The 21,001-nt window shown below is 69.8% G+C and carries 19 protein-coding genes; 16 read left to right on the forward strand and 3 right to left on the reverse strand.

Going from position 1 to position 21,001, the window contains the following annotated elements:
• Nucleotides 1–7 precede the first annotated feature (7 nt).
• The gene (locus DAERI_RS12350) at nt 8–580 is read left to right on the forward strand and encodes a hypothetical protein (protein WP_103129727.1); all 573 of its coding nucleotides are present in this window, start codon (nt 8–10) and stop codon (nt 578–580) included.
• Between the two features lie 163 nt (nt 581–743).
• Here DAERI_RS12350 and DAERI_RS12355 read toward each other — a convergent pair whose 3' ends face one another.
• On the reverse strand, nt 744–1,706 hold the full coding sequence (locus DAERI_RS12355; RefSeq protein ID WP_103129728.1) for an ArsR/SmtB family transcription factor: 963 nt from the start codon (nt 1,704–1,706) through the stop codon (nt 744–746).
• Nucleotides 1,707–2,090: 384 nt separating this feature from the next.
• Here DAERI_RS12355 and DAERI_RS12360 point away from each other — a divergent pair, with 384 nt between their 5' ends.
• From DAERI_RS12360 to DAERI_RS12380, 5 genes are all read left to right on the forward strand, one after another.
• Nucleotides 2,091–3,377, forward strand: a complete 1,287-nt coding sequence (locus DAERI_RS12360; protein ID WP_103129729.1) for an extracellular solute-binding protein — start codon at nt 2,091–2,093, stop codon at nt 3,375–3,377.
• A gap of 73 nt (nt 3,378–3,450) precedes the next feature.
• Nucleotides 3,451–4,359, forward strand: coding sequence for a carbohydrate ABC transporter permease (locus DAERI_RS12365; RefSeq protein WP_103129730.1), 909 nt, complete (start codon nt 3,451–3,453; stop codon nt 4,357–4,359).
• Complete coding sequence (locus DAERI_RS12370; RefSeq protein WP_103129731.1) at nt 4,356–5,189, forward strand: carbohydrate ABC transporter permease; 834 nt, start codon at nt 4,356–4,358, stop codon at nt 5,187–5,189. Before DAERI_RS12365 ends, DAERI_RS12370 begins: the two co-directional genes overlap by 4 nt.
• 98 nt (nt 5,190–5,287) lie before the next feature.
• A complete protein-coding gene (locus tag DAERI_RS12375) occupies nt 5,288–7,189 on the forward strand; it encodes a glycoside hydrolase family 2 protein (protein WP_103129732.1) in 1,902 nt (633 codons plus the stop codon).
• Between the two features lie 68 nt (nt 7,190–7,257).
• Nucleotides 7,258–8,697 (forward strand): xylulokinase, encoded by a 1,440-nt coding sequence (locus DAERI_RS12380; RefSeq protein ID WP_103129791.1) that lies wholly within the window; start codon nt 7,258–7,260, stop codon nt 8,695–8,697.
• A gap of 11 nt (nt 8,698–8,708) precedes the next feature.
• On the opposite strand, the gene DAERI_RS12385 is transcribed toward DAERI_RS12380, so the two are convergent.
• Both DAERI_RS12385 and DAERI_RS12390 read right to left on the reverse strand, forming a co-directional pair.
• Entirely contained in the window at nt 8,709–9,794 is a 1,086-nt protein-coding gene (locus DAERI_RS12385) for a Gfo/Idh/MocA family protein (protein WP_103129733.1), read from the reverse strand.
• Complete coding sequence (locus tag DAERI_RS12390; RefSeq protein WP_235610363.1) at nt 9,791–10,828, reverse strand: zinc-dependent alcohol dehydrogenase; 1,038 nt, start codon at nt 10,826–10,828, stop codon at nt 9,791–9,793. The genes DAERI_RS12385 and DAERI_RS12390 overlap by 4 nt, the downstream gene beginning before the upstream one ends.
• A gap of 290 nt (nt 10,829–11,118) precedes the next feature.
• Here DAERI_RS12390 and DAERI_RS12395 point away from each other — a divergent pair, with 290 nt between their 5' ends.
• From DAERI_RS12395 to paaK, 10 genes are all read left to right on the forward strand, one after another.
• Nucleotides 11,119–12,087 carry an ABC transporter substrate-binding protein gene (locus tag DAERI_RS12395; protein WP_103129734.1) on the forward strand — a complete coding sequence of 323 codons (969 nt, stop codon included), beginning with the start codon at nt 11,119–11,121 and terminating at the stop codon, nt 12,085–12,087.
• An 88-nt stretch (nt 12,088–12,175) separates the two neighbouring features.
• Complete coding sequence (locus DAERI_RS12400; protein ID WP_103129735.1) at nt 12,176–13,720, forward strand: sugar ABC transporter ATP-binding protein; 1,545 nt, start codon at nt 12,176–12,178, stop codon at nt 13,718–13,720.
• On the forward strand, nt 13,713–14,723 hold the full coding sequence (locus DAERI_RS12405; RefSeq protein ID WP_103129736.1) for an ABC transporter permease: 1,011 nt from the start codon (nt 13,713–13,715) through the stop codon (nt 14,721–14,723). The genes DAERI_RS12400 and DAERI_RS12405 overlap by 8 nt, the downstream gene beginning before the upstream one ends.
• A 134-nt stretch (nt 14,724–14,857) precedes the next feature.
• Complete coding sequence (locus DAERI_RS12410; RefSeq protein ID WP_103129737.1) at nt 14,858–15,862, forward strand: ABC transporter permease; 1,005 nt, start codon at nt 14,858–14,860, stop codon at nt 15,860–15,862.
• Between the two features lie 105 nt (nt 15,863–15,967).
• Entirely contained in the window at nt 15,968–16,888 is a 921-nt protein-coding gene (locus tag DAERI_RS12415) for a phytanoyl-CoA dioxygenase family protein (RefSeq protein WP_103129738.1), read from the forward strand.
• Nucleotide 16,889: 1 nt separating this feature from the next.
• Nucleotides 16,890–17,132, forward strand: a complete 243-nt coding sequence (locus tag DAERI_RS12420; protein WP_103129739.1) for a hypothetical protein — start codon at nt 16,890–16,892, stop codon at nt 17,130–17,132.
• A 232-nt stretch (nt 17,133–17,364) separates the two neighbouring features.
• Entirely contained in the window at nt 17,365–18,072 is a 708-nt protein-coding gene (locus DAERI_RS12425; protein ID WP_103129740.1) for a gamma-glutamyl-gamma-aminobutyrate hydrolase family protein, read from the forward strand.
• Nucleotides 18,073–18,339: 267 nt separating this feature from the next.
• Nucleotides 18,340–18,825, forward strand: coding sequence for a response regulator (locus tag DAERI_RS12430; protein ID WP_103129741.1), 486 nt, complete (start codon nt 18,340–18,342; stop codon nt 18,823–18,825).
• A gap of 67 nt (nt 18,826–18,892) precedes the next feature.
• Nucleotides 18,893–19,129 carry a hypothetical protein gene (locus DAERI_RS12435; protein WP_103129742.1) on the forward strand — a complete coding sequence of 79 codons (237 nt, stop codon included), beginning with the start codon at nt 18,893–18,895 and terminating at the stop codon, nt 19,127–19,129.
• 527 nt (nt 19,130–19,656) lie between these two features.
• Nucleotides 19,657–20,949 (forward strand): phenylacetate--CoA ligase PaaK, encoded by a 1,293-nt coding sequence (paaK, locus tag DAERI_RS12440; RefSeq protein WP_103129793.1) that lies wholly within the window; start codon nt 19,657–19,659, stop codon nt 20,947–20,949.
• The last annotated feature ends 52 nt before the right edge of the window (nt 20,950–21,001 follow it).

Raw genomic sequence — 21,001 nt, forward strand, 5'->3', positions numbered from 1 at the left:
GGGGGACATGAACGCCCGCTTCGCCGCCCGCCCCCTCGCCCTGACGGCGGGGCTGCTCGGCTCCTGTGCCCTGGCGCACGGGGAAAGCCCGGTCGTCAATCTGAAGGGGGCGGTGCTGTGCCTCGACCCCACCTCGGTGCGGCTGAGTTTCGAGGACACGCCCGCCGCGCGGCTCGGCCCCATCCGGGGCATCGGGCAGACCGTCAGCCGGGTGATGGTGAATACGCTCAAGGCCGCAGGCGTGCCGTATCAGGTCCAGTCCTCCTGCCGGAAGAGCCCGGCCTTCACGCTCATCCTGGTCAACGTGCGCTACCTGAACCCCCGGAACTACGTGGGCTTCGGCGACCCCGCCTACTCGTACACCCTCAGCCTCCAGGTCGGCCCCGCCGAGGGGAGCCCGGCGGCAGCGACGGCGAAGAACACCGCCATCCAGTTCGCGTCCTCATGGAGCGACATCCACTCCGAGGCGCGCACGGGAAAGCCGGTGGCGAAGATGCTCGCGGTGCTGGGGCAGACCCAGGCGCAGGACCTCGTTCGGGCGTGGAAAAAGGACAATCCCAAACCCGGCAGCGGGTCGTGAAGTCGGGGGAGACGTATCTCCCACCTTCGTCCTCAAAGCGCGAAGGCTGCTCTTCCACGCCCTCGGCGTCCCGACCCTGCGGGTGGACACGGCGAGCGGGCTGAATCCGGGCTTTGGGAGCATCCTGGCTTTCGTGCGCGCCCAGGCTTGAGAGGCCCCGGCCTCAGCGCAGGCGGTACGGTTTCTCGTTGGCGCCAAAGGCGTAGCGCGTCCGCATCACGAGGTCCTGGGGGTGGTTGCCGCAGTGGCGCCCGAACAGGTTGAGGCCGCCGACATGCCGGGCGTCCTCCTTCACGCCCAGCCGCACGGCGATGTGGTTGTTGTCCTCCAGCCGCAGGTCGGAAAGCCGCACGTCCGACAGCCGCTCGCCGTCGATAAAGGTGCCCTCCGGCGTGACCCGCCAGTGTTTGAGCAGCCCGTACATGCTCTGGTCGTCCGACCACCACGCGGGGGTGAGGCGGCCCCGCTCGCCGCCGAAGTCGCCCGGCGAGGTCCAGTTGCCGACCTCCACGTCGTTGACCCACAGGGTGATGTCCGAAGGCCAGTCGGGGTTGTACTGCGGCGCCTCCGAGCACAGCTCCACCGAGAGTTCGAGTTCGGTCGCGTGGGCGCCGAAGGGCAGGTTGTTGGGAAAGGCGTAGTCCACGAACCCGCAGCGAAACCACAGCACCTGCGCGAACACGTGGTCGGGCTCGAAAAAGGAGCGCGGGTCGTCCACCCGCCCGATCATGCGGGTGTCGGACATCAGGCCGCAGTTGGGCCGGGCGTCCACCTGCCGGTACGCCCCGACCGGCATGCTGACCTCCACCACGTCCTCGCCCGCCTCGACCTTGACGCCGGGCAGCTTGAAGAGCAGCTCGTCGTACCGCTTGGACACCAGCTTCTGCGAGCCGCGCGTGCCGGGCGTGTACTCGACGTGCAGCAGCCCGGCGCTCTCCAGCTTCTTGAGGTGGAAAAACACCGTCGCGTAGGGCAGACCCAGGGTGCTCGTGAGTTCGGAGACGTTCATCACGTTGTGCGAGAGCAGGCTCAGGATCAGCAGCCGCGTGTCGTTGGCGAGGGCAACCAGGACGGGCAGGGCCGCCTCGCTGTCGATGGTCAGGGTGCGCGTGCCGGAAATAGGCATGGAATCTCCTTTCTCTCAACTTTAATGCAAAGGTTGATAGATATTCGAAAAGACGACTAGATCAGCCTTTCTTGCGAAATGGGTTCCTGAAACACCTCGGGTGATGGGAGAACTGAGTTTATTCTATCGACTGAACTTGACAAAAAGAAAGGGGGGAGCGTACCATCCCTCCAACAAAACAACCTGTCAGACGCTGATTCTGGAACTCCGCCCCGCGTGCCGCCCTTCACTCGGCTTGAACCTCGCCGTTTCGCTGTCCCCTGCCGTGCGTTGTTCCGAGGCCACGGTTCCCTGTGCCGCACGCCGCCCCTTCGCCCCAGAGAGGAGCCCCGCAGTCCGCTGATCGCCGTCCAAAGCCTCCCGACCTTCCGCCTAAGGAGCCCCATGACCCGGATCACCCGACTTCTGACCCTCGGCGCCCTGCTCACGGGCAGCGCCCTCGCCCAGCAGCCCACCAAGATCACCTTCTGGAACTTCCTGGGGGGCGGCGACGGCGCGCGCATGAAGACCCTCATCGACGGTTACAACGCCAGCCAGAAGAAGTACCAGGTGCAGCAGACGGTCCTCCAGTGGGGCATTCCCTTCTACACCAAGGTCCGCACCTCCACCTCGGTCGGGCAGGCGCCGGACCTGATCTCCTTCCACCTCTCGCGCATCAGCGGCTGGGCACCCGCCAACCTGCTGCGGCCCATCACCACGCAGGAACTGAGCAGCGTCGGGCTGAAGCAGGCGGATTTCTTCCCCCGGCTGTGGAATGCCGCGTCCTACCAGGGCAAGACCTACGCCGTGCCGCTCGACACTCACCCGCTGGTGCTGTACTACAACAAGGACGTTGCGCGCAAGGCGGGGCTGCTCGACGCCAACGGCAACCTCAAGCCCATGAATTCGGTGGCCCAGTTCACCGCCGCCCTCAAGGCCGTCAAGGACAAGACCGGCCTCGCGGGCCTGGCCATGGAGAACCACTCGACGGCCTACATGCCCTGGCGGCTGTGGCTCACGATGGTCGAGCAGCAGGGCGGCAGCATCGTCACGAACAACAAGATCAGCGCGGGTGAGGCGGGCAAGAAGGCGCTGACGATCATGGCCGACTGGATGAAGCAGGGGTACATGCCCAAGAACTCCGATTACCCCAGCTCGGTCGCGCAGTTCACCACGGGCAAGACGGCCTTCATGATCAACGGCGTGTGGGAGGTGCCTACGATGGTGGACGGTCGGAAGACCGGCAAGCTGCCCTTCGACTACGGGGTGGCGCCCCTGCCCAAGTTCTTCGGCAACCAGGACACCTGGGGGGACTCGCACGGCTTCGCCATCCCCAACAACGCCCGCAAGCCCATCCCGGCGGACCGCCTCGCGGGCGTGATGGACTTCATCGCCTACGTGCAGAAGAACGCCCTGACCTGGGCGCAGGGCGGCCACATCCCGGCCTACCTGCCGGTGGTGAACTCGGCCAAGTACACCGCCCTCAAGCCCAACTCGGACTACGCCAAGGTGTCGGCGGCCAACGTCACCTACGACCCGCCCGGCTGGTACAGCGGCGCGGCGGGCCCGCTGGAGGCCGTGTCCATCAAGTACTTCCCGGCGGCGATGGCGGGGCAGCTCAGCGTGGACAAGGCCATGAGCCTGTTCGAGAACGAGGCCAACAGGCTGATGGCCGGCCGGCCCAAGCCCTGAGCCCGGGGCGGCCCCGCGCGCCAGGTGTGCGCGGGGCCGCTTCCCTTGTTTCCCCGCCAGGAGGGCTCTGCCCGTGCGAGACACCATTCCGCCCCAGGCCCGCGCCCAGACCGGCATTCCGCGGGGCACCCGGAGGCGCACCCCGGGGGGCCCCATCGCCCTCCTGATGCTGGCGCCCTTCCTGATCGCCTACCTGCTGTTCTTCGTCTTTCCCATCGGGCGGGCGGTGCAGCTCAGCCTCACCCAGTCCAGCCTGACCGAGACCGGGCCTTTCGTGGGGCTCAGCAATTACGTGCAGCTTGCGGGGGACCCCGACTTCTGGGCGTCGGTGCTGCACACCGGCCAATTCGCCCTGTACACGGTCATTCCCGTCACGCTGCTCGGGATGCTGATGGCGCTGGCGGTCAACCGCCTCGTGCGGGCGCGGAACTTCGCGCAGGCGCTGTTCTTCCTGCCCTTCGTGCTGCCCGTCAGCGTCGTGACGCTGCTGTGGCAATGGATTCTCAACTCGTCGTTCGGGCTGGTCCACAACCTGTTCGGCACCGACATCGCGTGGTTCGGGGAGCCGGCGACCGCCATGCCCATGGTCGCCCTGGTGACGGTGTGGTGGACGGTGGGCTTCAACATGCTGCTCTTTCTGGCCGGGCTTCAGAACATCTCGCGCGAGGTGTACGAGGCGGCCCAGCTCGACGGGGCCCAGGGGTGGACCGCGTTTCGCACCATCACCTGGCCGCTGCTGTGGCCGGTCACGACGCTGGTGTTCACCCTGCAACTGATCGCGTCCCTGAAGATCTTCGCGCAGGTGTACATCCTGACGGGCGGGGGACCCTTCAACTCGACGCAGGTGGTGCTGCAGTACATGTACAACACGGCCTTCCAAAACCTCGACGCGGGCTACGCCTCGGCCATCGCGGTGGCGTTCTTCCTGATCATCCTGCTGGTGTCGCTGGTGCAGGCCGCGCTGCTGAGGGGGCGGTCATGACCGGGCCCGGCAACCGCGCGTGGGCCGCCGTCGCCACCGGCTCGACCCTGCTGCTGGGCGCGCTGTGGGCGTTCCCGCTGCTGTGGGCGGTGCTGACCGCGCTCAAGACCGAGGAGCAGGCCGTCGCCCAGCCCGTCCAGTGGCTCCCCACCACGCCGACCTTCACCGCCTTCCGCGACGTGCTCACCCTCGGGGACCTGCCACGCTGGTTTCTCAACTCCGCGCTGACCTCGCTGGTGATCACCCTCGCCACGGTAGTGCTGGCCGCGCTCGCGGCGTACGCCTTCTCGCAGCTCCAGTTCCGCGGCAAGAACCTCTTGTTCTGGGTGTTCCTGGCGGGCATCATGGTGCCCTTCGAGGCGCTCCTCATCCCCCTCTTCCGCCTGATGAACGACCTGGGCAGCGTGAACACCTACGCGGGGATCATCCTGCCGCAGATCGTCTCGCCGGTCGCGGTGTACGTGTTCAAGGGCTTTTTCGACCAGGTGCCGAAAGAACTGCGCGAGGCCGCCGTGGTGGACGGGGCGAGCGAGTGGCGCATCCTGTGGAACGTGTTCGTGCCCCTGAGCGGCACGGTGCTGTGGGCCATCGGCATCGTGACCTTTATCGCGGCGTGGAACAACTTCCTGTGGCCCTTCATCATCACGACCTCGCCGGAGATGATGACGATTCCGCTGGGTCTCACCCAGGTGCAGGACGCCTACGGCCTGCGCTTCGCCCGCACGATGGCGACCGCCGTGCTGGGCGGCCTGCCGGTCGTTCTCGCCTACCTGATCTTCCAGCGCCGCGTCACCGAGGGCTTCCTGACCGTGACGGGCGTGAAGGGTTGACGGGTTGGAATAACCTCTGCCCTGGACATGTCTCCCGGGCCGTTCCTCCGAATAGGGGAGGATAGACCCGCCGTGCCGCAACCTCTCAAGGAGCGCGAATGAGTGAACTCACTTCCCCGGCCACTGGCACCCGCCTGCACCCCCGCCCGCAACTGACCCGCGAGCGGTGGGACGACCTGTGCGGCGTGTGGGGCTTTGCCCACGACGACGACGACCGCGGCCTGGATGAACGCTGGTTCGAGCGCGAGGACGTGTTCGATCAGAGCATCACCGTGCCGTTCCCGCCCGAGAGCCGGGCGAGCGGGCTGCGGGCGACCGGCTATCACCCCGTCGTGTGGTACCGCCGCACGGTGGAGGTTTCCCCCGAGGACCACACCGGGCGTGTTCTGCTGCACTTCGGCGCCGTGGACTACCGCGCGCAGGTCTGGGTCAATGGCCGCCTCGTCGCCGAGCACGAGGGGGGGCACACGCCGTTCACCGCCGACCTCACTTCGGTCCTGGTGCCGGGCGAGACGCAGGTGATCGTGGTACGCGCCGAGGACGACCCCCACGACCTCGCCCAGCCGCGTGGCAAGCAGGACTGGGAGGAAACGCCGCACGCGATCTGGTATCACCGCACGACCGGCATCTGGCAGCCGGTGTGGCTGGAGATCGTGCCGCGCACCCACATCCAGACCCTGCGCTGGACGCCGGACGTGGACCGGGGACGGCTGAGCCTGGTGGTGCGCCTGAATAAAGCGTCCCGCCAGCCCCTGCGCGTCCGCGTGCGGCTGAGCATTCGCGGCACCCGCCTCGCCGACGACACCTACGCGCTGGAGGGGCAGGAGGTCCGCCGCGAGGTCGAACTCGACCCGGTGCGCTACCGGGCGGGGCGCAAGGACCTGCTGTGGGGGCCGAGACGCCCCAACCTGATCGACGCGCGCATCACCCTCCTCGACGACGACGACAACGTGCTGGACGAGGTGGGAAGCTACACGGCCCTGCGGAGCGTCGGGGTGCGCGACGGGCGGTTCCAGCTCAACGGCTCGGCGTACTACCTGCGCCTGGTGCTCGCGCAGAACTACTGGCCCGAGTCGCACCTCGCGGCCCCCTCCGAAGACGCCCTGCGCCGGGAGGTCGAACTCGTCAAGTCGCTCGGCTTCAACGGGGTCCGTATCCACCAGAAGGTCGAGGACCCGCGCTTCCTGTACTGGTGTGACCGGCTCGGCCTGCTCGTGTGGGGCGAGATGGCGAACGCCTACGTCTTCACCACCGAGGCGCAGCGCCGATTGACCCGCGAGTGGCTGGAGGTGCTGGAGCGCGACTACAACCACCCCTGCATCGTGACCTGGGTGCCCGTCAACGAGAGCTGGGGGGTGCCCGACCTGGAGGGGGACCCGGCGCAGCGGGCCTTTGTGCGCGGGTTGTACGAGCTGACCAAGGCCCTCGACCCCACCCGCCCGGCCATCGGCAACGACGGCTGGGAACTCGTGGAGGGGGACATCCTGGGCGTCCACGACTACGCCCTGGACGGCGACACCCTGCGCGAGCGCTACCACTCGGCGGAGGCGCTGGAACAGACCCTGAAGACCGTGCAGCCCTCGCGGCGCAACTTCTACCTGGCCGGGCACCACCGCCGGGGCGAACCCGTCATGCTCACCGAGTTCGGCGGGCTCAGCCACGCGCCCTCCGAGTCCGAACGCTGGTGGGGCTACGGCACCCTGCCCGACACCGACGCGCTGCTCGCCCGCTACGAGGACCTGGTCTCCGCCGTCCTCGACAGCCCCGTGATCGCGGGCTTCTGCTACACCCAGCTCACCGACACCGAGCAGGAGACGAACGGCCTGCTGCGGGGGGACCGCACCCCCAAGCTCGACCCGGAGCGGGTGCGCGAGGTCACCTCCCGCGTCTCCCGGGCCGTGCAGCACGACGTGCTTCAGGAAATCCACGCCCTCGCCGACGAGCGCCGCCTCGCCCAGCTCCGCGCCCAGGGGCAGGAGGAGGCCGTTGCGGAGGATTGACGCCAGGCGGGGAGGTGGGCCCCACGAAACGGGCGCCGGAGCGCCGGACCGACGCGGGCGGAGGGTTCATGTACCTGGGCCTTGATCTGGGCACCGGAAGTGCCAAGGTCGCCCTGTACGGGGAGGGGGGCGAGCGCGTCCGCGAGGCGAGCGTGGCCTACGCGGTCACGGCCCCCCACCCCGGCTGGGCCGAGAGCGACCCGGGGGAGTGGTGGGCGGCCCTCGGCCACGTCACCCGCGAGGTGGTCGGGGAGGACGGCGGGCGGGTCCGCGCCCTGGGCCTCTCCGGTCAGATGCACGGGGTGGTGCTGTGTGGCGAGGACGGGACGCCCCTGCGCCCGGCGGTGCTGTGGGCGGACGGGCGGGCCGCCTCCGTTCTGAGCATTTACCGCGCGCTGCCGGAGGACTTGCGCCTCACGCTGAGGAACCCCCTGACGGCGGGCATGACCGGTCCCACCCTGCTGTGGCTGCGCGAGCACGGGGCGGAGGTATACGCCCGCGCCCGCTGGGCCTTGCAACCCAAGGACTGGCTGCGCCTGCGCCTCACGGGGGAAGCGCGGGCCGAGCCCTCCGACGCCTCGGGGACGCTGCTGTACGACCTGGAGGGCGACGGGTGGAACACACCGGTCATCGAAGCGTTGGGGTTGCGTGCTGACCTGCTCGCGCCGCTCACCAGGTCGCGGGCGGTCGCGGGCACGCTCACCCCCGCTGCGGCGGCGCACCTGGGCCTCCCCCCCGGGCTGCCCGTCGCGGCGGGGGCGGCGGACACGGCGGCGGCGCTCCTGGGCACGGCGCTCCCCGCCGGGCAGGTCCAGCTCACGGTGGGGACGGGGGCGCAGCTCGTGGTTCGGAGTGTGGCCTTGCCGGAGGCCCGGGAGGGGCTGCACGTCTTTCGGACTGCGGAGGACCGGGGCTGGTACACGTTGGGTGCCGTCCAGAACGCCGGGCTGGCCCTGGAGTGGGCGAGGCGAACCCTTCGCTGCGGCTGGGAGGAGTTCTACGCCCTCGCACAGGCGGCGGAACCGGGCTCACGCGGCCTGCTGTTCCTGCCCTACCTGACGGGCGACCGCACCCCCCACCTCGACCCGCACGCCCGGGGAGGGTGGCTCGGCGCGGGGCTGGAACACGGGCCGGAACACCTCGCCCGCGCCGCCTTCGAGGGTGTGGCGCTCTCCATCCGCGAGGCGCTGCTCCTCCTGCCGGAGACTGAACGGCCCGGACTCCGGCTCGCGGGGGGCGGCTCGGTCCATCCCTGGTGGCGGCAACTGCTCGCGGATATCCTGGGTCGCCCGCTGGAGGTCGTGGAGGTGCCGGGGGCCTCCGTGTACGGGGCAGCGCTGCTCGCCCGCGCGGCAGAGACGGGACAGACGCCCGAGGTGGAGCCTCCCGGAACTCAGGAGACGGTCGAACCCCGCAGGGATGCCGACTGGTCGGACGTGGCTGGGCGCTTCTCGGCGGCCTATGAGGCCCTGCGGGGGTGGTTCAGCCGTGGAGGTGGAGGCAACTGACCTGAGGGTCCTCAGCCCCCCAGCGGGAGCGGGACGACTCTATGCTCCCGGCCCGCCCGGTAGATCGCCTCGATCAGCTCGACGGTCCTGCGCCCCTCCTCGCCGGGGACGAGCGGCTCGCGGTCCCCCCGGATGGCGGCGGCGAAATCCTCGATCTGGAGGCGGTGGTAGTGCGTCATCACGTCGAGGCGCGTGGCGCGCTCGCGGTCCTCGGCCTGCCAGATGGGGAGCAGATGTGCCTCGCCGGGCACCGTCCAGAGGTCGTTGACGGGCGGCTCGACCGCCTGGGTCACGCCCGCCACGAAGGAGGAGCCCCCGTCCGTCTGCACGCCTACGCTCGCCCCGTTCTCCCCGTGGACGTGAATCCGGCCCCACAGCCCGGGATTCTGGCTGTTGCTCACCACGACGCTGCCGAGCGCCCCGCCCGCGAAGCGCAGGGTGGCGACCGCCGTATCCTCCACCTCGATCCCGGGGTGGTTCAGGTTCGCCCACGCGCCCGAGACCTCCACCAGCGGCCCCATGAACCATTGCAACAGGTCCAGGCCGTGCACCGCCTGGTTGACCAGCACGCCGCCCCCCTCGCCCGCCCAGGTGCCGCGCCAGGCGTCCATCGCGTAATACTCCGGCCCGCGCCACCCCAGCAGGCTGAGGGTCCCCAGCATGGGCCGCCCGACCTTTCCGGCGAGGATGGCCGCCTTGACCCGCTGGACGGGCTCGTACAGGCGGCGCTGGCTCACCACGCCGAGCTTGACCCCCGCTTCCCGGGCCGCCGCAATCATGCGGTCGGCGTCCCCCAGGCTCACCGCGAGCGGCTTCTCGACCAGGATATGTTTTCCGGCCCGCGCGGCCTGCACCGCGTCCTGGGCGTGCAGCGGGTGAGGAGTGCAGAGGATGACCGCCTGCACTTCCGGGTTGTTCAGGGCGGCAGCGAGGTCCGTGTAGGGCCGCGCGCCGTACTCGGCGGCGAAGGCAGCGGTGCGCGCCTCGTTCCGGCCACACACGGCGGCGAGGCGGGCGCCCGGCAGGTTCATAAGCGCCTGCGCGTGAGTATGCGCGACCTTCCCCGGCCCGACGATCAGGAAGCCGAGCGCGCTCAGGGTTCGAGCACCACCTTCACCGCGTCCAGGGTGCCCCGGGCGAGGTCATGCACGAGCACCGGGCCGTCCGCCAGCGGCGCTACCAGTTCGATCAGGGGCGTCACGTCTACCCGCTCGGAGCGCAGCAGCTCCACCGCCCGCGGAAACTCCTCCACGAAGGCGTAGGCCCCCCGCACCGTCACCTCGCGCGTGACGACCTCCTGCATGGGAACCTCCACGGCGGGCGCCGAGTTGCCCACCCACGTCACGTTCCCACCGTTGCGGACCATCAGGACCGACTGCCGGGCGGTGGCGGTGATGCCCACGACCTCCAGCACGGCGTCCGCCCCCCGTCCCCCCGTCCTCGCCCGCACCGTCTCCACCGGGTCCACCTCGCCCGCGTGGATCACCTCGTCCGCGCCCATCCGCCGCGCGAGGTCGAGGCGGTGCCCGCTGAGGTCGCTCACGATCACCCGGCCCGCCCCGCGGAGCCGCAGCGCCAGCACGGTCAGCAGCCCGACCGGCCCCGCCCCCAGCACGACCGCCGTATCCCCCACGCTCAGTGGCGTGAGGTTGGCCGCGTGCAGCGCGACGGCGAGCGGTTCGACCAGGGCGCCCTCCTGCCAACCCACCTCGTCGGGAAGGGGGAGGGCGTTCTGCCCCGGCACGCTGACGAACTCGGCGTACCCCCCGTTCACCGACCAGCCGATGCCGCGGCGGTTCAGGCAGAGGTTGGGCCGCCCGGCCCGGCACTCGGGGCAGGTCCCGTCCGAGATGATGGGCTGCACGACCACCCGCTCGCCCACCGCGTGCCCGCTCACGCCCTCCCCGAGCGCCTCCACCGTGCCGCAGAACTCGTGGCCCATGATGACCCCCGGCCTGCGCCGCCCGGTCGAGCCGGTGAAGCCGTGCACGTCCGAGCCGCAGACGCCCGCCGCGCGAACGCGGATCAGCACCTCGCCCGGCCCGGGCTGGGGCGCCTCCACCTCGCGCAGCGGCATCTGCCAGGGGGCCTCGAACATCAGGGCGCGCACGGGGCTCCGGCGCGTCGGCAATAGCTTTTCCTGGGCATGGGGCCTCCTGAACCTGGAAAGGAGAAGACGCTTTTGAACGGTGTGGCCCACAGTAGGCCCCTGTGGCGTGGCAGGTCAACGCTGGTTTTTTCGCGGCTGGGGTTGACAGTTTTCGCACCGAGGCGCACTCTTGGGGAAGTCTTCACAAATCTAAGGCTCCTGCCCCCGAGCGAAAGGGAGGACATGCGCTGAGTTCCTGATCCGCCGTCCAGGCTGCCCAATGCCCGCCGCAGGCCCGCCGTCTCCCGCATGGGGACCCAGGAGGAAGCACCATGAAGCGAATCCTCGCCACCACGGTCACGCTCGCCGCCGCCGGACTCTCGGTCTTCGCCCTCGCCCAGGGGCTGCCCAAGCTCGCCGTGAAGAAGACCTACAAGGTCGGCTTCGCGCAGACCGAGAGCAACAACCCCTGGCGCCTGGCGCAAACCAAGTCCATGCAGGACGAGGCCAAGAAGCTGGGCTGGCAGCTCGTGTACACCGACGCCGCCGGGTCCGCCGCCAAGCAGGTCAGCGACGTGGACTCCATGATCGCCCAGCGGGTGGACGCGATCTTCCTCGCCCCGCGTGAGGAAAAGCCGCTCGCCGCCGCGGTGAAAAAGGCGCGGGCCGCGGGCATCCCCGTCATCCTCCTCGACCGCAACGTGGACCAGTCGCTGGCGAAGCCGGGCGTGGACTACGTGACCTTTATCGGCTCGGACTTCGTGAAGGAAGGCCAGCGCGCCGCCGAGTGGCTCACGAAGAAGATGAACGGCAAGGCCACCATCATCGAGCTGCAGGGCACGACCGGCTCCAGCCCCGCGAACGACCGCAAGGCGGGCTTTGCCAACTACATCAAGAAGTACCCGGGCATGAAGATCGTCGCCTCGCAGACCGGCGACTTCGCCCGCGACAAGGGCCGCCAGGTTATGGAGACGCTGCTCCAGGCCCACCCCGACGTGACGGCCGTGTACGCCCACAACGACGAGATGGCCCTGGGCGCCATCGCCGCGCTGGAGGCGGCGGGCAAGAAGCCCGGCAAGGACGTGATCCTGGTCTCCATCGACGGCGAGAAGGACGCCCTGCAGGCGATCATCGACGGCAAGCTGGGCGCCACCGTGGAGTGCAACCCGCGCTTCGGCCCCAAGGCGTTCGAGACGCTGCAACGGTACGCCAGGGGCGAGAAGATTCCCGCCAAGATCATCAACCCCGACCGCTTCTTCGACGCGAGCAACGCCAAGGCCAGCCTCAGCACCTCGTACTGAGAGAGCCGGGAGCAGGGGAGGTTCACGGAGAGCACCCCGTCCGTGAGCCTCCCTTCCATCTTCAACAGGGTCTATCCAAGGGAGCAACGTGAACCCAGCGCAACCCCTCCTCGTGATGGAGGGCATCACCAAGACCTTCCCCGGCGTCCTTGCCCTCCAGGACGCCTCGCTGCGCGTCGGGCCGGGCGAGGTCCACGCCCTGATCGGGCAGAACGGGGCGGGCAAGAGCACCCTGATCAAGATCCTGACGGGCGCCTACCGCCGCGACCGCGGCACCATCCGCCTCGCCGGGCAGGAGGTGGACTTCCACTCGCCGCAGGCGGCCCAGCGCGGCGGGATCAGCACGATCTACCAGGAGGTGAACCTCGTCGGCTTCCGCTCGGTGGCGGAGAATGTCTTTTTGGGACGTGAGCCAAGGCGCAGCCTCCTGATCGACTGGCGCGCCATGAACGCGGAGGCGAAGCGAGTGTTGGAACGCTTCGACGTGCGGGTGGACGTGACGCGCCCCCTCGCGTCCTACAGCGTCGCCGTGCAGCAGATGGTCGCCATCGCCCGCGCGGTGTCGTACCAGAGCCGCCTCGTCATCATGGACGAGCCCACCTCCTCCCTCGACGACCGCGAGGTCGAGACGCTGTTCGGGGTCATTCGGCAACTCAAGGCCGAGGGCGTGAGCGTCGTCTTCGTCTCGCACCGCCTGGACGAGCTGTACGCCGTGTGCGACCGGGTCACCATCATGCGCGACGGGCGCACGGTGGACGAGCGCGCGATGGGCGAGATCAGCAAGCTCGAACTCGTGGCGAAGATGCTCGGCAAGGAGATCGGCGAGGTGCGCCGCGAGGGCGAGACGGCCTTCGAGCGCACCGGGCCGCCCGGCGAGACGGTCCTTGACGCGCGGGACCTGCGCTCGGGGACGGCTCTGCGGGGGGCCAGCGTGAACGTCCGCGCGGGCGAAATCGTGGGCCTGGCAGGACTGCTGGGCTCCGGGCGCAGCGAGACGGCCCGGGCGATCTTCGGCGCCGACGAGCTGACGGGGGGCGAGCTGCGGGTGAACGGGAAGCCCGCCGACTTCCATTCCCCCGCCGACGCGATCTCGCGCGGCATCGGCTTCTGCTCCGAGGACCGCAAGACGGAGGGCATCATCCCGCACATGACGGTGCGCGAGAACCTGACGCTCGCGCTGCTCCCCGCCCTGTCCCGCGCGGGGATCGTGGACCCGGCGCGGCAGGCGGAGGTCGTGGACCGCTTCATTACCCGGCTGGGGATCAAGACCGCCGGGCCGGACCAGAAAATCCGCGAACTCTCGGGTGGGAACCAGCAGAAGGTCCTCCTTGCCCGCTGGCTGTGCCTCAACCCCAAGCTCCTGCTCCTCGACGAGCCCACCCGCGGCATCGACGTGGGGGCCAAGGCGGAAATTCAGGGCCTGCTGAGCGAACTCGCCCGCGAGGGGATGGGCGTGCTGATGATCAGCAGCGAGCTGGAGGAGCTGGCGGAGGGCTCCAACCGGGTGGTCGTCCTGCGCGACGGGCGCAGTGTCGCCGAACTCCCCCGCGAGGGCCTGACCCAGGACGCGATCATGACGGCGATGGCGCACGGCTCGGCCCCGATTGAGGCGGACGGAGGCGCCCATGCCTGACTCCAACCCCAACACGGTGACCGCCCCCCCGGTGAAGAGCCCCCCCCGGCCCCGCGTCTCCTGGCTGCGGGGCAACGCGCAGATTCTCGCGGCGCTCGGGGCGCTCGTCCTGCTCTTCCTGTTCAACGCCCTCTTCACGCCGCACTTCCTGAGCGTGCAGACCCTCAATGTGAACCTCACCCAGGTCGCCACCATCGTGATCGTCGCGGTCGGGATGACGCTGGTGATCGCCTCGGGCGGGATCGACCTCAGCGTGGGGGCCCTCATGGCGATCAGCGGGGCGCTCGCGCCCATGCTGTTTCTCCACCCGCCGTTCGGGAGCCCGGCTCTGGGCATCCTGCTCGCCTTCACGGTGCCGGTCCTCGTCGCCGGGGTCTTCGGCCTCTTCAACGGCACGCTCGTCACGCGCTTCGGCATCCAGCCCTTCATCGCCACGCTGATCCTCTTCATTGCGGGGCGCGGCATCGCGCAGGTCATGACGAACGGCCAGCTCCAGACCTTTTCCAACACCACCTTCCAGTACATCGGGCTGGGGCGCCCCTTCGGGATTCCCTTTCAGGTGATCCTGATGCTGGTCATCGTCGCGCTGTTCGCCTGGATCATGGCGCGTACCGTGTTCGGGCGCTACGTCCTCGCGGTGGGCGGCAACGAGCGGGCGGCGGGGCTGGCGGGGGTGCCCGTGCGTCGGGTCAAACTCCTCGTGTACGGCATCAGCGGCCTGCTGGCGGGGATCGCGGGGCTGATCGTGATCGCCATCAACTCCTCCTCGGACGCCAATCAGGTCGGGTTGAACATGGAACTCGACGCCATCGCCGCCGTCGCGGTGGGGGGCACGGCGCTCACGGGCGGGAGGGCGACGATCATCGGGACGCTGCTCGGGGCGCTCATCATCCAACTGATCCGCTTCACGCTGCTCGCCAAGGGGGTGCCGGACGCGGCGGCCCTCGTGGTGAAGGCCGCGATCATCCTCCTCGCCGTCTACGTGCAGCGGCAGCAGCACTAGGGCGGCGCTCCACTCCGTTGCTGCATGTCTCAGGCGCCAACTCCATTCCGCGCCGCCCTTCCTTCGCCACTCGCTCCGCTCGGAAAGGTCGCCGGGCCCCGGCAACCTTTCTGCGATTTGTCCCAAAGGAAGTTATGTCCCTGCTCAATTCCCCCGCTGACCTCGCCCAGGACCGCCGCGCCCGCGTGGCGAGCGTGCTGCAACGCTACGGCGTTCTCGTGGCGCTCGCGCTGCTGCTGCTGTTCGGCGCGCTGCGTTACCCGGGCTTCCTGGGTGCCTACAACGTGTTCACGGTGCTCGGCTACAACTCCATGTTCGGCCTGATCGCGCTGGGCATGACCTTCGTGATCATCACGGGCGGCATCGACCTCTCGGTGGGGAGCGTCGCGGCGTTCGCCAGCGTGATCGGCGCGCTGCTCAGCCCGCACGGCCTGTGGCCCGCCCTGCTAGGGGCGGTGGCGGCGGCCACGCTGCTCGGCCTGATCAACGGCCTGCTCATCGCGTACGCGCGCATCCTGCCCTTCATCACGACGCTCGCCATGCTGCTCGCGGCGCGGGGGCTGGCCCTGCTGTTCGCGGGCAACCAGTCCGTCAGCGTGGACTACGACCACGGCTTCACGGCGCTCGGCCAGGGGAACCTGGGCGGGGTGCCATACACGGCGATCCTGCTCGGCGTGGCCTACATCGTCGGCGCTCTCGTGCTGCGCTCCACCCCCTTCGGTCGCCACGTCCTCGCGGTCGGCGGCAACGAGGAGGCCGCCCGGTTGATGGGCCTGAACGTCGAGCGGGTGAAGGTGCTCGTCTACACCCTGTCCGGCGCGATGGCCGGGCTGGCGGGCGTGATCCTCGCCTCGCAGTTCGGGGCCGGGCAGCCGACCGAGGGACTGGGATGGGAGCTGACCGCCATCGCGTCCGTGGTCGTCGGCGGCACGCTGCTGACCGGGGGCCTCGGCTCCGTCGGCAGCACCCTCGTGGGCGTCCTGCTCCTGGGCATCATCTTCAACATCCTCAACTTCGAGAACGGGCGCGGCACAATCAGCCTCAGCGCCTACTGGCAGAGCGTGATTCGCGGCGCCTTCCTGCTGCTGGTGGTCGTGCTGCAAAACCAACTGACGCAGCGCAAGGGGCGCCGGACCTGAGCCCCCGGGTGCCCGGAATTTCACTCTCTTCCGGGTGAAGAGGCGCAGAATAAGCCCGATCCGCCCCCGCCCCTCCGCCCTCTCGCCCCCTCCCAGGAGGACCCCATGACCACCGCGGATAACGCCAAGCCCGCCCCCTCCATGAGCATGAGCGCCGAGGCCCCGGCCGCCACCGACAATCAGGCCCCGATCAACGCCACGCCCTACGCCGACCCGCGCTACAGCGTGCCCGCCATCATGGCCGGGCTCTACGGTGACGGCATCATCGGCCTCAAGGGGGCCTTCTCCCGCGAGTGGGTCGCCCGGCTCGGGGAGGAACTCGCCGTGCTGTACCAGCAGGCCCTGGCCCGCCCCGGCGGCGCCGTCGGTCGCGGCACCAACCGCCACTACGTCGAGATTCACCCCGAGGACATCAGCGGCTTCTACGACCTCGTCACCCACCCCTGGGTGCAGACGGTCTGCGAGAGCGTGCTGGGGCCCAACTACAAGATCGTGGAGATCGGCTTCGACGTGCCCAATCCCGGCGCCAAGGATCAGCCCTGGCACCGCGACTTCCGCGCGACGAGCGAGACGCTGGTGGACCGCCGCCTGAACTCGCTCGCCTTCAACCTCACGACGGTGGATGTCGAGGAGGACATGGGCCCCTTCGAGATCGCCCCGGGCACCCAGTGGGACGACCCCAGCGAGTACGACCACGGCATGTTCCCGCCGGTGTCGCTCTACCCCCGCTACCACGCGCTCGCGCAGCGCAAGTACCCCAAGATGGGCGACATCTCGGTGCGCAGCGCCCTCACCATCCACCGCGGCACGGCGAACACCAGCAACAAGCCGCGCCCGGTGCTCGTCCTCGGCGTGGACGCCCCCGGCGCGGGCCACGACGAGTGGCACGACCTGCAATTCACGAAGGAGTATTACGAGAAGCTCCCCCAGAACGTCAAAGATCACCTGATCTGCCGGGTGGTGGACCAGCTCGAACCCATCATGCAGGGCCACACCATCGAGGGCCTGATGATGGGAGACGCCTGAGGTGACGCGCGAGTTCAACAGCGTGGTGGCGCACTTCGGGGATGCCGCCATTCCCGGGCGAATCGAGGCGCTGGAGGGGGGGCGCGGCTTCATGCGCGTCTCCCTGACCCAGCCCCTGCCGGAGGCGGGCGAGGGCACCGAGGGCGTGCTGGAGATGCACGACGGCGCCCGCTTCCGCGTCACGGTCACCGAACGCCTTCCGGGCGGCAACGAACTGCGGATGAAGCTGGTGGGGCGCGGGTAGGGTCGTCCGGCTGAGGAACAGCCTGGTGTGTAGGCCTCACCCTTCAGTCCCCATCGAACCGCTTCAAGCGCCAGGTTTTGGCTTCTCCCCCTTGAGGGGGGAGGCTGGGTGGGGGTGAACAGGCATGGCCCCCTGCGCGGCAGAAGCCCGACACCCCTCTATCCCGTCAAAGCCCCCCTCGCCGGGGGTTTTCTTCCGCCTCCCCGTCCCCTCGCGTCTGTATCCTGCCCGTATGAACGCCCGTCCCCTGATTGGCCTCAGCACGTCGAACTCGGGCGAGGGCGGCTCGCGGCAACTCAGCAGCGTGCCGCGACACTATGCCCGGGCGGTCGAGCGGGTGGGAGGCACGCCCATCCTGCTCCCGAGCCTGCCCGAGCTGGCCGCCGACTACGCCGCGCGGGTGGACGCCGTTCTCCTGACGGGGGGCGTGGACGTGCATCCCCGCCACTACGGCCAGGCCCCGAAGCGCGGATTGGGCGAGGTGGACGAGGAGCGGGACGCCTTTGAGATCGCGCTGTACCGGGCGGCGCGCGAACTCGGCAAACCCGTGCTGGGCATCTGCCGGGGGATGCAGATGATGAACGTGCTGGAGGGCGGCACCCTCCACCAGCACCTGCCCGACGTGCCCGGCGTCTGGGCGGACCATGCCCAACTCGGACGGGGCGCCACGCTGGGCCACGAGGTCACCTTCATTTCAGGAAGCGCGCTGGGCCGCGCCCATGGCCCTGCCGCCCTGCTCAACTCCCACCACCACCAGGCGGTGGACGAGGTCGCGCCCACCCTGACGGTCACGGCGACGGCCCCGGACGGGGTGATCGAGGGGGTGGAGGGCGACGGCCTGATCGGCGTGCAGTGGCACCCCGAGCTGCTGGTCGAGCGGCATCCCCACGCGCTGGGAACCTTTACGGCGTTCACGGCCCTGCTCGGCGTGCCGGTGTAGGGAGCGGGGGCGCGGGTCCCGGCAACCCCCAGCCGGGCTCTGGCGTGCCCCAGCGGGGCCGGAAAGCCCGCGCACCAGGAGACTGGGGAGGACCACTTCTTGCGCTGGGGGTGCGGCGACGAATGCCGTGAGGCATACCGGCTTGCCCTGATGCCAGAACAGCCGGTGGGCATCACGGGGTCCTCCACCATTCCCGGGCGGATGGCCGCTCCCCCTCGTGCCCCCGGCGAAAGGTTGCAGAAAGAGCGACAGGCGTAGCGTGGCCTCATGCCCCAGACCACCCGCGACCCTGCCTCCCTCCCACGGATGCGCCGCGCCCCCCTGGACGTGCTTCTGGTGGAAGACAACCCCGCGGACGTGCTGTACACCCACGTGATGTTCGAGGAGGTGGACCCCGACCTGCACCTGCACGTGGTGGGGAACGGGGAGGAGGCGCTGGCGTTCCTGCGCCGCGAGGGCGTGTACGGCTGCGCCCCCCGGCCCGCCCTGGTGCTGCTCGACCTCAACCTGCCGCGGATGGATGGGCTGGAGGTGCTGGCCCACGTGCGCGCGGACGAGGCGCTCCGTGAGCTGTTCGTCGTGGCGCTGATCAGCTCGCCCGCCGAGGTCGAGATGTGGGCGGCGCGGCAGACGGGGGCCTCGGACTTCCTCCCCAAGCCCGTGGACCCGGCGGCCGTTCGGCGCCTCCTCACGGGGGGTGAGCCCTCCTGGCTGGAGGAGCAGCCCGGAGAACGCCTGGGGGCCGTGGGCTGAACGGGGCGACCGGCGTGCAAATCTAAACAGACGCTAAAGAAAGAATGAGGTATCTTCCCCCTCAGGAATGCTCACGGTCAACATTCACCTCATCAACGGCGACGTCATCACCACCACCATGACCCGCGCTCAGCGGGACCGGGTGAGCAAGACGCTCAACCAGACTCTTCTCCCCAACGCTCCCTTCGAGATCACGGCGGGAGAGGCCGATCTGCTGATTCCCTGGCGCTCCATCGGCTACATCTCCACCTCCGCCCGGGCGGGGATGGACACCGGATTCCAGGCCACGGAAGCGGCCGACTGAAGCCCTGACCCCCCGTCCCCGGACAGGGTTTTTGTTGCTGGGGCGCCTTCAGCCCCGCGCTGGCCCGGGCCTTGCCGCACAGCCCCGAGTTCGTCACGTGCGGGGTCGCCGACCCGGGAAGGCCCCGGCCCTCCAGGTCGGCCGGCGGTTGGGGCAGCGCCACGGAGGGGCCGCGCCCTCGCCCCCAGCCCAGGCGCGGCCACCGCAGCCGGAGAGGCCCCGGCGCCCTTGTAGTCCCGCAACGTCTCCTCCCGCGCCTCCTTGAGCGCGGTGGCGCCGACCACGGCGACGCGGCGGCGGGGCAGCCCGCCCGGGTTCCCGCCGTCCCTGTGGGGGTCCGCTGCTCATTCGTTGACTCCGGGGAAGGCGGTGGCCGAAGAGTCTGAGACCGGGGTGGACGGCGGGTGGCCGCGCGGTCGCGGGCGTGGGGCCAGGTGGATGATGAGTCCGCTCCACCCGCCGCGTTCAGGGCAGGCGCCCTGCTCCCCGGCCCCGCTTGCCCGGCCACCCGCTTTAATAGGGTCATGATGTTCCAACCTGGCCTTGAGGCGCTCCCCGTGCCCGAGCTGCGCGCCCTGCAACTCGCGCGGCTCCGGGAGATGGTCGCCCGGCAATACGAGCGCGTGCCCGCCTACCGGGCGAAGTTCGGGGCGGCGGGCGTCACCCCGGACGATCTGCGAACGCTGGGCGACCTGGCCCGCTTTCCCCTGACGCGCAAGGCGGACCTGCGGGACAACTACCCGCTGGGCCTCTCGTGCGTGCCCCGGGGGGAGCTGCGACGGTTGCACGCGAGCAGCGGCACAACCGGCAAGCCCACGGTGGTCGCCTACGACGCGAACGACCTCGATGTATTCGCGGAGGTCGTCGCCCGGTCCCTGTATGCGGCGGGCGCGCGGCCCGGCATGACCTTCCACAATGCCTACGGCTACGGCCTCTTCACGGGGGGGCTGGGCACCCACGCGGGGGCCGAGCGGCTGGGCCTGTGCACCGTGCCCGTGTCGGGCGGCGGCACCGAGCGGCAGGTCGGGCTGATCCTCGATCTGGAGCCCGAGGTGATCGCCTGCACGCCGAGTTACGCGCTCGTGCTGGCGGGGGAGTTCGCCCGGCGGGGTATCCGCCCGGAGGACCTCTCCCTGCGCTACGCCGTGCTGGGCGCCGAGCCCTGGACCGAGAAGACCCGCCGGGAGGTCGAGGAGCGGCTGGGCGTGATCGCCACCAACATCTACGGCCTGTCGGAGATCATCGGCCCCGGCGTCTCCAACGAGGACGCCGCCGAGCAGCGCGGCAGCTACCTCTGGGAGGACCACTTCTACCCCGAGATCGTGGACGCGGGGACGGGCGAGCCCCTCCCCGACGGCGAGTGGGGCGTGCTCGTGCTGTCCTCCATGACCCGCACCGCCATGCCCGTGCTGCGCTACTGGACGGGCGACATCACCCGCCTGATCCCCGAGGACCGCGAGCCCAACACCACCGGGCGCACGATGCGCCGCATGGACCAGATTCGTGGCCGCGCCGATGACCTCATCATCCTGCGCGGGGTGAACGTGTATCCCACCCAACTGGAGGCCGTGCTGGTCGGCATGGGCCAGGTCAGCCCGCACTACCACATCGTCCTGACGCGCACCGGCGCCCGCGACGACCTCACCCTGCAGGTCGAGACCGAGACGGAGAGCCCCGCGCTCCGGGCCGAGATCGAGCGGCTGATCAAGGCGCAGGTCGGCGTGACGGTGCGCTGCGAACTGTGCGTGCCCGGCTCCCTGCCCCGCAGCGAGGGTGGCAAGCTCAGGCGCGTGACCGACCTGCGGGGGGAGGAGGGGTAGGTCCGGACGGCTTCCCGGTTTCCCCCGCCCTGGCTCGTTCCCGGGGAACAGG

This window comes from Deinococcus aerius, assembly GCF_002897375.1.
Taxonomy (GTDB): Bacteria; Deinococcota; Deinococci; order Deinococcales; family Deinococcaceae; genus Deinococcus; species Deinococcus aerius.